Origin of the sequence: Sphingopyxis sp. YF1 (genome assembly GCF_022701295.1) — a bacterium.
In the GTDB taxonomy this organism is placed as follows: domain Bacteria; phylum Pseudomonadota; class Alphaproteobacteria; order Sphingomonadales; family Sphingomonadaceae; genus Sphingopyxis.
Genome location: NZ_CP033204.1, coordinates 1,910,853 through 1,924,326, shown reverse-complemented (window position 1 = coordinate 1,924,326; position 13,474 = coordinate 1,910,853). Strand labels below are relative to the sequence as shown.

Sequence of the window (13,474 nt, the reverse complement as noted above, 5' to 3'; positions counted from 1 at the left end):
GGCGCTGGTCCAACCCGGCGCCCATTCGGCGACGAGCTGCCTAGGCGGCGGCTTCGAAGCGCGCGATGGCGTCGGTATGGCGCAGCGTGCGGCCGATGTCGTCGAGCCCCTGCATCAGGATTCGCCGATCGTCGGCATCGACCGCAAAGGCGATCGTTTCGCCCGACGCCAGCGCGATGTGCTGCGCTTCGAGGTCGATTCCGATCGGTGCGAACTGCGCCAGTTCGGTTTCGCGGCGCAGCCGGTCGCAGACGGCGTCGGGCAGGCGGATCAGCAGCAGCCCGTTCTTGCGGGCATTGCTGGCGAAGATGTCGCCGAAACTTGGCGCGATGACGCAGCGGATGCCGAAGCCGGTCAGCGCCCACACCGCATGCTCGCGCGACGATCCGCAGCCGAAATTGCGGTCGGCGATCAGGATCTGCGCCGTGCGGCACGCGGGGCGGTTGAGGATGAAATCGTCGCGCTCGCCGCCGTCGGGGGCGAAGCGCAGTTCCTCGAAAAGATGCGCGCCGAGCCCGTCGCGCGTCAGCGCCTTCATGAAACGCGCGGGGATGATCATGTCGGTGTCGACATTGGCGAGCGGCAAGGGGGCGGCCACCGCGTGCACCCGGACAAACTTCTGCAACCTGGCCTCCATCGGCGATAAACTTAGATTGCTAAGTAAATGCACAAGGTCGCTTTGTCCAATCCTATCCGCAAGTTGATGCGAAATGGCGACGATCGGGGTTGCCGCCCGATTCTTCGGCCCCTAAGCTTCCACTTTGGCGCAGCCGCAGGGGGCGGGCGCAGGGGAGCAGGTTCATTGGCCAAGGCAGAGCAGAATTTCCGGCATCCCGCCGAATATTACACCAATCCCGACAACAGCATCGGCTATCTCGCGCGCGTCGTTTTCCGCTCCTTTTCGCGGCTGCTTGAGCGCCGGACGCTGACGCACGACGTGTCGGCGGGGCAATGGCGCTTCCTGCGCCAGTTGTGGCGCGAGGACGGCATTACCCAGCGCGAGCTGAGCGAGCGCGTGGGCATGCGCGAGCCGACGACGGTCGTCGCGCTCAAAGGGCTGGAAAAAGCGGGTTTCATCACGCGCAAGAAGACCGAGGACGATCGCCGCAAGACGTTCATCTTTCTCACCCCGCACGCGCGCAAGCTCGAACTGGTGCTCGCGCCGATGAACGCCGAGATCCACGAGATCGCGACGCGCGGGCTGAGTGACGACGAGGTCGAGGTGCTGCAGCGGCTGATGCGGCGCGTGATCGAAAACCTGGCCGACGAAACGCGCAAGCTTTCGGTGCTGTCCGACGTCAAGGCTTGATCCCGGCGCCGCGAGTTGCGATGCCCTCCGCGAATCGGTTAGCATTCTAACCATTATCGGCGGAGGGATTCATGACGAGGATTGCGGTGATTGTCGGCAGTACGCGCGACGGTTCGTTCAACCGGGCGCTCGGCGCGCTCGCTGCGGCGCGGCTGGAGGCGCATGGCGCCGATGTGACGATCGTCGACCTCGCGGCGCTCGATCTGCCGATCTACACCACCGCGATCGAGGCGAATGCCTTCCCCCCGGACGCGCTGAAGCTCAAGGCGCTGCTTGCGGCGCAGGACGGCCTGCTCATGGTGTCGCCCGAATATAACGGCTCGATCCCGGCGCTGCTCAAAAATGCCATCGACTGGGCGTCGCGCCCCACCGGCGACGAAGGGCCCGTCGCGCTCGTCGCCTTTCGCGGCAAGGCGGCGGCGATCATGGGGGCTTCGATCAGCCCCTTTGGCGGCATTCGCGGCCTGATGCATCTGCGCCAGATTCTCGGCACGATCCAGATGCTGGTGATCCCCGACCAGGTGCTCGTTCCGAACGCCCATGCCGCCTTCGACGAGGCGGGGCAGCTCAAGGAGGCGCTCCCCGCATCGCTGGTTGACATGACCGCCGGCCGCCTCGTCGCAGTGGCGACGGCGCTCGCGACATAGGGGCGCGCGGCGCGCGCGGGACCCGATGGAATCGGAACCGCGCGCTCAGTCGACCAGGGCGCGCTTCCTTGTGGCCGCCTGGGGGATGCGCTCGATATTGTCGCCCCAGTCGGCTTCGAGCGCGGCGAGCAGGGCGTCGAAACGGTCCTGCCCGAGTACTTCGGCGATCTGGGCGGTCAGCGTGTCCATCGCGCGCTGGGCATCCTGCCGCATCCGCGCGCCGGTTTCGGTGAGGGACAGGATCATGTGCCGCCGGTCGTCGGGGTCGGTTTCGAGCCTCACGATCCCCAGCTTCACCATCTGGCTGATCGTGCTGTGGATCGCCTGACGCGATACGCCCAGATTGCGCGCGATGTCCGAGGGGCGCACGACGCCGCTGACGATATTGGTCATCACCATCGACTGCGGGCGGCTGACATCGGGCCAGCCGCGGTCGTGCAGACGGGCCTGAAGCCCTTCGTCCATCCAGCAAAAGCGTTGGAAAAGCGCGATGATGAGTTGATTGGTGCGCATGTTATGCTATCGATAGCCTTCAGCCGGCGGATGATCCACTCCAGCAAGCTAGAAGAGCGAGGCGGGTGAGGCAAGGCAGAGCGGCGTTGCAAGATCGAAATACTTAGTATACTATCCATTTAAGGACAGGGGAGAAGGCCGCATGGACGGTTTGATGCAGAATGTGCCGCTGACGGTTGACCGGATCATGGATCATGCGGCGACGTGGCACGGGCAGCGCGAGGTCGTGTCGCGCGATGCCGAAGGGCGCGTCACCCGTTCGACCTATGCCGCGATTCATGCCGACGCGAAGCGCGTCTCGAACGCGCTCGCGGCCGAAGGAATCCAGCCGGGCGACCGCGTCGCCACGATGGGCTGGAACAGCGCGCGCCATCTGTCGGCCTGGTACGGCGCGTCGGGAATGGGCGTGGTCCTGCACACGCTCAATCCGCGGCTGTTTCTCGAGCAGATCGCCTATATCGCCAATCACGCCGGAGACCGGTTGCTGATCGCCGACCCGGCGACCGCCGATCTGGTCGCGGAATTGCTGCCGCAGGTGCCGAGCATCGAGAAGGTGGTCTTCTTCTGCGACGCCGCATCGCTGCCGCAAACCAGCTTTCCCGCCGTCGCCTTCGACGACTGGATCGCCGACCGGTCCACCGACTTCGCGTGGGGCGGTTTCGACGAAAATACGGCCTGCGGGCTTTGCTACACGAGCGGCACGACGGGCAATCCGAAGGGCGTGCTCTATTCGCACCGCTCCAACTATATCCACGCGCTGATGACCCTGCAGCGCGATGCGCTCGGGCTGTCGGCGCGCGACACGGTGCTGTTGGTCGTGCCGATGTATCACGCCAATGCGTGGGGCGTCGTCTATTCGGCGCCCGCGGTCGGCGCGAAGCTGGTGCTGCCGGGGCAGCGCATGGACGGCGAATCGATCTACAATCTGATCGAGCAGGAGGGCGTGACCTACTCCGCCGCGGTGCCGACGGTGTGGCAGATGCTGCTCACCTATATGCAGGAAAACGGCAAGCGCTTCACGACGCTCGAGCGTGTGACGATCGGCGGGTCGGCGTGCCCCGAATCGATCATCCGCACCTTCCGCGACGATTATGGCGTCGATGTCATCCAGGGCTGGGGGATGACCGAAACCTCGCCGCTCGGGACGGTATCGGTCCCGAACGCATCGGTCGCGGCGAAGGGCGACGACGAGCAGATGGCGTACAAGCTCAAGCAGGGGCGGCTGCTCTGCGGACTCGACATGAAGCTGGTCGACGATGCCGGCAAGCGCCTGCCGCACGACGGCAAGACGCCGGGACGGCTGATGATCAAGGGACCGACGATCGCGGGCGGCTATTATGGCGGCGACGGCGGCGACGTGCTCGATGCCGAGGGGTTTTTCGACACCGGCGATGTCAGCACGATCGATGCCGAAGGCTATATGCAGATCACCGATCGCGCCAAGGACGTCGTCAAATCGGGCGGCGAGTGGATCAGCTCGATCGAGATCGAGAATATCGCGATGGGGCATGGCGCGGTCGCCAACGCCGCGGTCGTCGGGGTTGCGCACCCCAAATGGGATGAGCGGCCGATCCTGCTGTGCCAGCTGAAACCCGGCGCCAGCGCCGATGCCGCCGACATCACCACCTATCTCGACGGCAAGATCGCCAAATGGTGGCTGCCCGACGATGTCCTCTTCGTCGACGATATCCCGCTCGGCCCGACCGGCAAGATCGACAAGAAGGCGATCCGCGCCGGGCTCGAGGGGTATCAACTGCCCTTCGAAGTCAGCCGATAATCACAGCAACGACAAACAGGAGAGACGATGATGGACCCCAACGGCACCGAGGGACTCGACGCGCAATTCATCGGACGCGTGTCGCCGACCGCGCCGCGTATCCAGGCGGGTGGCCACCCGTGCCAGGGCATCTACTGGACCGAGGCGGGCAAGCGCCCCAAGGTCGCGATCATCGCCACCCACTATAATGTCGATTTCAAGGAACATTATATCGCGCCCTATTTCGCGCGGCAGGGGTTCGGCTTCCTCGGCTGGAACACGCGCTATCGCGGTTTCGAGGACCAGTTCCTGCTTGAACATGCGATCCTCGACATCGGGGTCGGCATGAAATGGCTGAAGGAAGAGGCGGGGGTCGAGCAGATCGTCATCCTCGGCAATTCGGGCGGCGGCTCGCTGATGGGCGCCTATCAGGCCGAAGCGATCGCGCCGACGCTGACCGACCGCCTGCCTGCGGTGGGGCAGGATGCGCTGGCGAGCCTCGTGAAGGGCGATCTCTACATCAGTTTCAACGCGCACCAAGGGCGGCCCGAAGTGCTGACCGACTGGATGGACGCGTCGGTGATCGACGAGAATGATCCCGTTGCGACCAATCCCGAACTCGATCCGTTCAACCCCGACAACGGCCCGCCCTATTCGGACGAATTCATCGCCAAATATCGCGCCGGCCAGCGCGCGCGCAACCAGCGGATCACCGACTGGGCCAAAGCCGAACTCGCGCGCCTCAACGCCGCGGGCATCCCCGACCGCATCTTTCCGATGTTCCGCTGCTGGGGCGACATCCGCTGCGTCGACCCCGCGATCGATCCGTCGGACCGCAAACCCAACTGGTGCTATCGTGGCGACCCGAAGATCGCGAACCGCACCCCGAGCATCGGCCGCGCGAACACGATTCGGACCTGGCTCAACATGTGGAGCCTCGAAACCTCGCCGTGCCAGGGGCAGCCGCACCTGGCCAAGCACGACACCCCCGCGCTCGTCGTGCAGGGGACGGCCGACACCGGCGTCTTTCCGAGCGATGCGCGCAAGATCTTCGACTTCCTCGGCTCGACCGACAAGACGCTCGAACTGATCCCCGGCGCGCATTATTTCGAGGATTCGATCGAGGAACGGCAGAACGCCGCCGACCTTGTCGGCGCGTGGATCCGGGAGAAGCTGTAAGTGGACACGGCGCCCGCCGATATTGTCGAGGGGCTGCGCGCGGCCGGGCTGGTCGGGGCGGGCGACGTTCGGCTCGAACCCCTGACCGGCGGCGTGTCGTGCGACGTGTGGAAGGTCGAGGCGCAATCGGGCCCGATCGTCGTCAAGCGGCCGCTCGAGCAGTTGCGCGTCGCCGCCGAATGGCACGCACCCGTCGAGCGCGGGCAGAGCGAGGTGCGCTGGCTGCGCCGGGCGCGCGGGGTCGACCCGCATCTGGTGCCCGAAGTGCTGGCCGAGCTGCCCGGATACGGCTTTGCGATGCGATTCCTGCCGGGCTGTCCGATGTGGAAGGACGAGCTGACCGCGGGGCGGGTCGATCCCGCTTTCGCGGCGCAGGTGGGGCAGGGGATTGCCGCGGTTCACGCCGTCACGGCACACAGCGACCGCGATCGCGCCGCCTTCCCCAACGATGCGATGTTCCGCGCCCTGCGTGTCGATCCCTTCCTGCTCCATGTGGCGCGGAACGACGCCGAACTCGCGCCGGTACTGACCGCGCTCGCCGACGATCTGGCCGCGTGCAAGATCGCGCTCGTCCACGGCGACGTCAGCCCCAAGAATATCCTTGTCAGCGCCGACGGACCGGTGTTCCTCGACGCTGAATGCGCGGTCTATGGCGATCCGGCCTTCGATCTTGCATTCTGCACCACGCACCTGCTCCTCAAGGCGGTGTGGCTGGACGACGCCCGGCTGCGCGAGGCCGCGGTCGCGCTGGTCGAAGCCTATCGTGCCCGGATCGACTGGGAAGACGCCGCCGACCTTCTGCTCCGCGCGGGCAAGCTCACCGCCGCGCTGCTCCTCGCGCGCGTCGAGGGCAAGTCGCCCGCGCCCTATCTGACCGATCCCGGTCACAAGCATGTCGTGCGCGATCAGGCGCGCGCGCTCATTCTCGCGCCGCAGCCGATCGACGCGCTCGTCGCCTTCTGGAAAAGGACTAGTTCATGACCTCGCGCATCGCCTCCGTCACAGGCCGCCAGCTCTGGGATTCGCGTGGCCGCCCTACGGTCGAGGCCGAAGTCGTGCTCGAATCGGGCGTGGTCGGACGTGCGATCGCCCCGGCGGGCGCCTCGCGCGGCGCGCATGAAGCGATCGACCTGCGCGACGGCGGCGACGCCTTTGGCGGCTATGGCGTCAACGGCGCGGTGGCAGGAATCGGCGCCGAGATCGCCGGCGCGATCGCCGGTATGGACGCGCGCGAGCAGGCGGCGGTCGATCAGCTGCTGTGCGACCTCGACGGCACTCCCAACAAGGCGCGGCTTGGCGCCAATGCGGTGGTCGCGGTGTCGATGGCGGTGGTGCATGCGGCGGCGGCGGACGCGCGCGAACCGTTGTGGCGTTACCTTGCAGGCGGACGCAAGGTCCGCATCCCGCTTCCCGAGATCCAGATTTTCGGCGGCGGGGCGCACGCGGGACGCCGCACCGACGTGCAGGATTTCATGGTCATGTGCCCGAAGGCAGGCAGCTTTCGTCGCGCGCTCGAAATCACCGACGACGTGTACCGCGCCGCCGGCCGGCTGATGGAAGCGAAGGGTCCGCTCACCGGGGTCGCCGACGAGGGCGGCTGGTGGCCGAACTTCGCGTCGAACGAGGACGCGCTCGACACGCTAACCAAGGCGATCGAGGCGAGCGGCCACCGTGCAGGCGAAGACGTCTTCATCTCGCTCGATATTGCCGCCAACGAACTTGGCGATGCTTCGGGCTACAGCCTCGCGCTCGACGACGGGCGCCTGACGAGCGAAGCGATGGCGGCGCGCATCGTCGAATGGGCGCGGCGCTATCCGATCCTGTCGATCGAGGATCCTGCGGGGCAGGACGACTGGACGGCGATGGCCGCCGTGACCGCCGCGATCGGCGACCACGTCCAGATCATTGGTGACGATGTCCTCGTCACCAATGCCGAGCGTGTCGTGCGCGCAAGCGACGCAGCGGTGTGCAACGCGGCGCTGATCAAGGTCAACCAGGTCGGCACGGTCACCGAGGCCAAGGCGGCGCTCGACGCCGCGGTCGTGCGCGGCTGGGGCGCGATCGTCTCGGCGCGCTCGGGCGAAAGCGAGGATGTCACCATCGCGCATCTCGCGACCGGCTGGGACGCGGGGCAGTTGAAGGTCGGCAGCTTCACGCGCTCCGAACGCATGGCGAAGTGGAACGAGATGCTGCGCATCGAGGAAGCGATGGGTCCCGATGCGGTGTTCGCGGGCTTTTCGGCCTTCGCCGGCGCGATCGGCCGCGTGCCCGCATGATCGTCCTCCACGCGCGCCCGAGCCCCGGCTTCCGCGACGCGGTCGACGCTATTTTCGGCGCAGGCGTCGTGACGCATGTCGACGAGGCCGAGCCGCTGGACGGCGTGGCGAGCGAGATTACCGCACTTCTCCACGTGCTCACGCCGGTGACTCCAGGCTTCATCGCGTCGGCGCCGAAGCTCGAGCTGATCCAGAAGCTCGGCGTCGGGGTGAACACCATCGCGCTCGACGCGGCGCGCGATCATGGCGTTGCCGTGTGCAACATGCCCGGCACCAACAGCCAGGCGGTCGCCGAAATGGCGCTGTCGCTGATGATGGCGGTGCTGCGCCGCACCTGCTTCTTCGATGCACGGACGCGGGCCGGGGAGGGGTGGACCGCCGATCCGTCCGAACTCGATCAGGTCGGCGAAATCGCCGGGCGCACGATCGGGCTCGTCGGTTTCGGCCATTCGGCGCAGCTGCTGGCGCCCGCGCTGGCGGCGCTGGGGGCAAAGATCGTCTACACCGCGCGCAGCCCGCGCGATGTGCCCTATGAGTTCGTGCCGCTCGAGCGCCTGCTGGCGGAGAGCGATATCGTATCGCTGCACATCCCGCTCACCGACGAGACGCGGGCGAGCATCGATCCCTTCGCGATGAAGAAGGGGGCGATCCTCGTGAACACCGCGCGCGGCGAACTGGTCGATCAGGCGAGGCTGGTCGAGGCGCTGACCAGCGGTCAGCTGCGCGGCGCCGGTCTCGACGTCTTCGCCGAGGAGCCGTTGCCGCGCGGCAATCCGCTGCTCGGCCTGCCGGGCGTGGTGCTGGCGCCGCACATTGCCTGGCTCACCCCCGAAACGCTCGTGCGCAGCCTGACGGTGGCGCACGAGAATTGTCGCCGGCTCACCGCCGGCGAACCGCTCCTGCATCAAGTCATATGAAACACTTCGTCATTGCGAGCGAAGCGAAGCAATCCGGAGCGGTTTACGCCTGCTCTGGATTGCCGCGTCGCTTCGCTCCTCGCAATGACGAAACTTCAGGATTGAACCCATGACTCTCCCCATTGTCCTCATCACCGGCCAGCTCCTGACCGACGCGGTCTGGCAGCCCTTGCTCGACGCATGGCCGGACCGCGAAGTCATCGTCGCCGATAACCGGAGCGACGACACGATCGAAGGGTTTGCGCAGCGGCTGCTCGACAATGCGCCGTCGAAATTCATCCTCGTCGGTCACGCCATGGGCGGTTTCATCGCCTTCGAGGTGATGCGCCGGGCGCCCGATCGCGTCGCCAGGCTGGCGCTCATCTCGACCCTCGCCTCGGCGGACGGTCCGGCGCAGACTGCGCGTCGGCAGGGGTATATCGACCTTGTGACGAGCGGGCGGTTCGATCAGGTCGTCGAGGAGCGCATCCCGATCCTCTTTCCCGAGCACAAGCGTGGCGACGAGCGTCTTCTGGGAATCGCGCGGCAAATGGCGGCCGACACCGGCGCCGAAACCTTCCTCGCCCAGCAGCGCGCGATCATGGCGCGCATCGACAGCCGCCCGCGCCTTGGCGAGATTGCGGTGCCGACGCTGCTGATCTGGGGCGAGCAGGACGGGATCACCAGCCGCGCGCATCATGACGAGATTGCCGGGGCAATCCCCGGCGCGCGGCTCGAAGTCGTGCCGGGCACGGGGCATTTGCCGACGGTCGAAGCGCCGGAGGTGGTGGTGCCGTTGCTGAGCGAATTTATCGACGCCTGACCCCTCCCGCACGCGGGAGGGGCAGCGAGACTTGCCAGCTTGCTGGCTAGCCGCAGCGGGGTAGGCAATCGAGCCGTCGCTGGCCCACCCCAGACCCCTCCCGCAAGCGGGAGGGGAGCCGTTCATTTCAGTTCCGCGCGCACCATCGCCGCCCCGTCGACCATCGCCTTCAGCTTGGCCTGCGAATGCTCGCGGCTGTGGTATTTCATCCCGCAGTCGGGCGCGATCCACAGCCGTTCGGCGTCGACGTAACGCAGCGCCTCGCGGATGCGGCCCGCGACCACTTCGGGTGTCTCGACCTCGGGGATCGACAGGTCGAGCACGCCGTACATGATCGTCTTGGTCGGCAGCTCGGCGAGGATCGCGGGGTCGAGCCCGGGCTGCGCGGCCTCGATCGAGATCACGTCGATCGCCGACGCTTCGAGCTCGGCGAGGAAGTCATAGGCCTTGGGCTTCGGCCCCGTCGCGCCTGCTCCGTGATGCACCATCGCATAGCCGAAGCAGATGTGCAGCGCGGTCGTCCCGCCCACGCCGTCGAGCGCGCGGTTGATCGACTCGATCGCATAGGCGTTGGCTTCCGCGGCGCGCGCCTGCAGATAGGGTTCGTCGAGCTGGACGACGTCGACCCCGGCCGCAAACAGGTCCTTCACCTCGGCATTGACCGCATCGGCATAGTCCATCGCGAGCGACCGTTCGTCGGGGTAAAACCCGTTTTCAGCCTGTTGTGTCATCGTGAAGGGGCCGGGCAGGGTGAGCTTGACGGGCTTCGTCGAATGGCGCCGCAGGAAGGCGGCGTCCTGCGCCTCGATCGGCGCGATACGGCGGATCGGACCCGAGACGAGCGGCACCGGATTGGCGTTGCCCGTGCGGTCGATCGCGGTGCCATGCTTTTCGGTATCGATACCCGACAGCGCCGTCGCCAGCCGGTTCGAATAGCTTTCGCGGCGCATTTCGCCATCGCCGACGATGTCGATCCCCAGTTCTTCCTGATCGCGGATCGCCATCAGCGTCGCGGCTTCCTGTGCATCCGCCAGCCAGGGTTCGGGGATGCGCCACAGCGTCTCGGCGCGGACGCGCGGCGGCAGGCTGGCTTTCAGCCGTTCGCGATCGATCAGCCAGTCGGGCTGGGGGTAGCTTCCGACGATCGTTGTCGGCAGGATAGGGTGTTCGAACAAGGCCGGTCCTCTCGATTTTAGGGCTGGTCAAAGATTTACTTAGTATTCTATCCAATTCAAGCGAAACAGCTGCGTGAGGAGAGGAAAATGATCGATCTGGACGCCATCCGGACGCTGGCCGACATTCCGGCGGCGCAGGCGCGCAAGCGGGGCGATGCGGTTGCGGTGAAATATGGGACCCGCGAGACCAGCTTTGCCGAGCTCGATGCGCAGTCGAATCGCGTTGCGCATGCGCTGATCGCTTCGGGCGTGGGCCCGCGCGACCGTGTGTCGGCGCTCACCAAGAACCACGACGGCTGGTATCCGCTCTTTTTCGGCACCGCGCGCGCGCGCGCCTGCCTTGCGCCGGTCAATTGCCGCCTCGCGCCGGCGGAAATCGGCTTCATCGTCGGCGACGCTGCACCCAAGCTGCTCTTCGTCGGCGAGGATTTCTTCGATGCTGCGCTCGCCGCGGTGGCCGACCTCGCCAGCCCGCCGCGCCTGATCGCGCTCTATGGCGCACACCCGGCGTTCGAGCCTTTCGAGCAATGGCTCGGCGATGCCGCGGCCACCCCGCTTCCCGGCCCCGAACTCGCCGACGACGTGCTCCAGCTCTACACCAGCGGCACGACGGGCCGCCCCAAGGGCGTCGTCCTTACCCACGCCAATTACCGGACCTTCCTGGAGGCCGCGACCGAGGTCGACGGCTTCGCCTATGGCGAGGACGAGACGGTGATGATCGTGATGCCGCTGTTCCACGTCGCGGGGACCAACGTCAGCTTCTCGGGCCTTGCGCAGGGCGGGCGCCTTGTCCTCGTCAAGGATTTCTCTGCACCCGATGCGGTGCGCATGCTGCGCGAGGAACGGGTCGCGCATGCCTTTCTTGCGCCTGCGATGATCCAGATGATGCTGCTCCAGCCCGAGGTGGGCGCGGGGGCCTATCCCGAACTCAAGTCGATCGCATATGGTGCCTCGCCGATCGCCGAGGACGTGCTGCGCCGCGCGCGCGCGACCTTCGGATGCGACTTCGTGCAATTCTATGGCATGACCGAGTCCGCCGGGGGCGGCTCCTATCTTTCGCCCGGCGCACACGACCTGCCGGGCAAGCTGACATCGTGCGGCAAGCCGTGGCCCGGGGTGGAGATGGCGATCCTCGACGGCGACGGCGCCGAACTCGGTGACGGTGCGATCGGCGAGATCGCGATCCGCGGTGGCATCGTGATGAAGGAATATTGGCACCGCGAGGGTGCGACGGCCGAGACGCTCGCGGGCGGCTGGCTCCACACGGGCGATGTCGGCTACCGCGACGCCGACGGCTTCTATTTCGTCCACGACCGGATCAAGGACATGATCGTCTCGGGCGGCGAAAATGTCTATCCGGCCGAGGTCGAGAGCGCGATCATGGGCTGTCCCGGGGTCGCCGACGTCGCGGTGATCGGTGTACCCGATGACAAATGGGGCGAATCGGTGAAGGCGCTCGTCGTCGCCTCGGCCGACGGCGCGCCCGACCCGGCCGCGGTCATCGCGTGGGCGCGCGACCATATTGCGGCGTACAAGGCACCGAAAAGCATCGAATTCATCGATGCGCTGCCGCGCAACCCGTCGGGCAAAGTGCTGCGGCGCGAACTGCGCGCACCCTATTGGGAGGGACGCGACCGCGCGGTGGGGTAGCGCGCAGGGCAGGTGCGCGCTTGGCGATTGCCACCGCGCGCCGGGCCGCCTATTTCGGTTGCATCGAAAAACCAATTGCACCGGAGAGATGCGCCATGACCGACCTGCCCGCCACCAACCTCGTCATGCTGACCTTGGTAAAGCCCGAGGGCGAACTCGAGGTGTTTTTCGAGCGGCGCCCGATGCCCGAGCCGAAGCCGCACGAGGTGCTGGTGAAGGTGCTCGCGACGCCGATCAATCCGTCGGATCTGGGCTTGCTCTTCGGCGGCGCCGACATGTCGACCGCACGCGCCTCGACGCGTGACGGGCTGCCGGCGATCACCGCCGATATCCCTCCCGCCGGGATGCGCGCGATGGGCGGGCGGATCGGCGACGCGCTTCCCATCGGCAACGAGGGCTGCGGGCTGGTCGTGAAAGCGGGGGAATCGCCCGAAGCCCAGGCGCTGCTCGGCAAGACGGTCGCGCTGCTCGGCGGCGAGATGTACGCCGAATATCGCTGCCTGCCGGTGCAGATGACGATGGAACTGCCCGCCGGCACCGATCCGGTCGACGGCGCGTCGTGCTTCGTCAATCCGCTGACCTCGCTCGCCTTCACCGAAACGATGCGGATGGAGGGGCACAGCGCGCTGGCGCACACCGCCGCGGCGTCGAACCTGGGGCAGATGCTGGTCAAGATCTGCGCCAAGGACGGTATCCCGCTGGTCAACATCGTGCGCAGCGATGCGCAGGTCGCAATTTTGAAGGGTATTGGCGCGACGCATATCGTCAACAGCAGCGCCGACGATTTCCAGGACCGGCTGGTCGACGCGATCGTCGAGACCGGCGCGACGCTGGGCTTTGACGCGATCGGCGGCGGCAAGCTGGCCGGGCAGATATTGTCGGCGATGGAGGTCGCGGCGGTGAAGCGGATGACGACCTACAGCCGCTACGGTTCGGACAGCTTCAAGCAGGTTTATATCTATGGCGCGCTCGACGTCGGACCGACGATCCTCAACCGCAGCTTCGGGCTGACCTGGGGGCTGGGCGGCTTTTTGCTCACCCCGTTCATGCAGAAGGCGGGCTGGGAGGTCGTCGGGCGGATGCGCCAGCGCGTCGTCGACGAACTGACGACGACCTTCAAGAGCCACTACAGCCACGAGATTTCGCTGGTCGAGGCGCTCAACCTCGACACGGCGCACGCGTACAACGCCAAGCGGACCGGCGAGAAATATCTGATCCGGCCGTAGGGCGGCGCCCGGATCCTTAAAATC

Annotated in this window: 13 protein-coding genes; 10 read left to right on the top strand and 3 right to left on the bottom strand. The window is 66.6% G+C overall.

Annotated features, from left to right (window positions below; all coding sequences use genetic code 11):
* Nucleotides 1-40: 40 nt before the first annotated feature.
* Nucleotides 41-625: a 3-isopropylmalate dehydratase small subunit gene (gene leuD, locus EAO27_RS09330; protein ID WP_242779871.1), complete on the bottom strand. Its 585-nt coding sequence runs from the start codon at nucleotides 623-625 to the stop codon at nucleotides 41-43.
* 177 nt (nucleotides 626-802) lie between these two features.
* Here leuD and EAO27_RS09325 point away from each other — a divergent pair, with 177 nt between their 5' ends.
* The gene (locus EAO27_RS09325; RefSeq protein ID WP_242779869.1) at nucleotides 803-1,309 is read left to right on the top strand and encodes a MarR family transcriptional regulator; all 507 of its coding nucleotides are present in this window, start codon (nucleotides 803-805) and stop codon (nucleotides 1,307-1,309) included.
* Nucleotides 1,310-1,380: 71 nt separating this feature from the next.
* Entirely contained in the window at nucleotides 1,381-1,956 is a 576-nt protein-coding gene (locus EAO27_RS09320; RefSeq protein ID WP_242779867.1) for an NAD(P)H-dependent oxidoreductase, read from the top strand.
* Between the two features lie 45 nt (nucleotides 1,957-2,001).
* On the opposite strand, the gene EAO27_RS09315 is transcribed toward EAO27_RS09320, so the two are convergent.
* Complete coding sequence (locus EAO27_RS09315; RefSeq protein WP_242779865.1) at nucleotides 2,002-2,469, bottom strand: MarR family transcriptional regulator; 468 nt, start codon at nucleotides 2,467-2,469, stop codon at nucleotides 2,002-2,004.
* Nucleotides 2,470-2,611: 142 nt separating this feature from the next.
* On the opposite strand from EAO27_RS09315, the gene EAO27_RS09310 reads away from it, so the two are divergent.
* The 6 genes from EAO27_RS09310 to EAO27_RS09285 all read left to right on the top strand — a co-directional run bounded on the left by EAO27_RS09310 (nucleotide 2,612) and on the right by EAO27_RS09285 (nucleotide 9,399).
* Entirely contained in the window at nucleotides 2,612-4,246 is a 1,635-nt protein-coding gene (locus EAO27_RS09310) for a long-chain-fatty-acid--CoA ligase (protein WP_242779863.1), read from the top strand.
* 27 nt (nucleotides 4,247-4,273) lie between these two features.
* Nucleotides 4,274-5,404 carry an alpha/beta hydrolase gene (locus EAO27_RS09305; RefSeq protein WP_242779861.1) on the top strand — a complete coding sequence of 377 codons (1,131 nt, stop codon included), beginning with the start codon at nucleotides 4,274-4,276 and terminating at the stop codon, nucleotides 5,402-5,404.
* Complete coding sequence (locus EAO27_RS09300; protein ID WP_242779859.1) at nucleotides 5,405-6,385, top strand: aminoglycoside phosphotransferase family protein; 981 nt, start codon at nucleotides 5,405-5,407, stop codon at nucleotides 6,383-6,385.
* Nucleotides 6,382-7,680 (top strand): phosphopyruvate hydratase, encoded by a 1,299-nt coding sequence (eno, locus tag EAO27_RS09295; protein ID WP_242779857.1) that lies wholly within the window; start codon nucleotides 6,382-6,384, stop codon nucleotides 7,678-7,680. The genes EAO27_RS09300 and eno overlap by 4 nt, the downstream gene beginning before the upstream one ends.
* A complete protein-coding gene (locus EAO27_RS09290; RefSeq protein WP_242779855.1) occupies nucleotides 7,677-8,597 on the top strand; it encodes an NAD(P)-dependent oxidoreductase in 921 nt (306 codons plus the stop codon). The genes eno and EAO27_RS09290 overlap by 4 nt, the downstream gene beginning before the upstream one ends.
* Nucleotides 8,598-8,706: 109 nt before the next feature.
* Nucleotides 8,707-9,399: an alpha/beta fold hydrolase gene (locus EAO27_RS09285; RefSeq protein ID WP_242779853.1), complete on the top strand. Its 693-nt coding sequence runs from the start codon at nucleotides 8,707-8,709 to the stop codon at nucleotides 9,397-9,399.
* 122 nt (nucleotides 9,400-9,521) lie between these two features.
* On the opposite strand, the gene EAO27_RS09280 is transcribed toward EAO27_RS09285, so the two are convergent.
* Entirely contained in the window at nucleotides 9,522-10,574 is a 1,053-nt protein-coding gene (locus EAO27_RS09280) for a cobalamin-independent methionine synthase II family protein (RefSeq protein ID WP_242779851.1), read from the bottom strand.
* Between the two features lie 87 nt (nucleotides 10,575-10,661).
* Between EAO27_RS09280 and EAO27_RS09275 the strand changes: the two genes are divergently transcribed.
* Nucleotides 10,662-12,224 carry a long-chain-fatty-acid--CoA ligase gene (locus tag EAO27_RS09275; protein ID WP_242779849.1) on the top strand — a complete coding sequence of 521 codons (1,563 nt, stop codon included), beginning with the start codon at nucleotides 10,662-10,664 and terminating at the stop codon, nucleotides 12,222-12,224.
* Between the two features lie 95 nt (nucleotides 12,225-12,319).
* Nucleotides 12,320-13,450 (top strand): zinc-binding dehydrogenase, encoded by a 1,131-nt coding sequence (locus EAO27_RS09270; protein WP_242779847.1) that lies wholly within the window; start codon nucleotides 12,320-12,322, stop codon nucleotides 13,448-13,450.
* Nucleotides 13,451-13,474 lie beyond the last annotated feature (24 nt).

Bases quoted from the DNA above. Each gene is read 5' to 3' on its own strand.
- EAO27_RS09270 (WP_242779847.1), top strand. From the start codon at position 12,320: ATGACCGACCTGCCCGCCACCAACCTCGTCATGCTGACCTTGGTAAAG.
- EAO27_RS09320 (WP_242779867.1), top strand. From the start codon at position 1,381: ATGACGAGGATTGCGGTGATTGTCGGCAGTACGCGCGACGGTTCGTTC.
- EAO27_RS09315 (WP_242779865.1), bottom strand. From the start codon at position 2,469: ATGCGCACCAATCAACTCATCATCGCGCTTTTCCAACGCTTTTGCTGG.
- EAO27_RS09285 (WP_242779853.1), top strand. From the start codon at position 8,707: ATGACTCTCCCCATTGTCCTCATCACCGGCCAGCTCCTGACCGACGCG.
- eno (WP_242779857.1), top strand. From the start codon at position 6,382: ATGACCTCGCGCATCGCCTCCGTCACAGGCCGCCAGCTCTGGGATTCG.
- EAO27_RS09305 (WP_242779861.1), top strand. From the start codon at position 4,274: ATGATGGACCCCAACGGCACCGAGGGACTCGACGCGCAATTCATCGGA.
- EAO27_RS09275 (WP_242779849.1), top strand. From the start codon at position 10,662: ATGATCGATCTGGACGCCATCCGGACGCTGGCCGACATTCCGGCGGCG.
- EAO27_RS09310 (WP_242779863.1), top strand. From the start codon at position 2,612: ATGGACGGTTTGATGCAGAATGTGCCGCTGACGGTTGACCGGATCATG.
- EAO27_RS09290 (WP_242779855.1), top strand. From the start codon at position 7,677: ATGATCGTCCTCCACGCGCGCCCGAGCCCCGGCTTCCGCGACGCGGTC.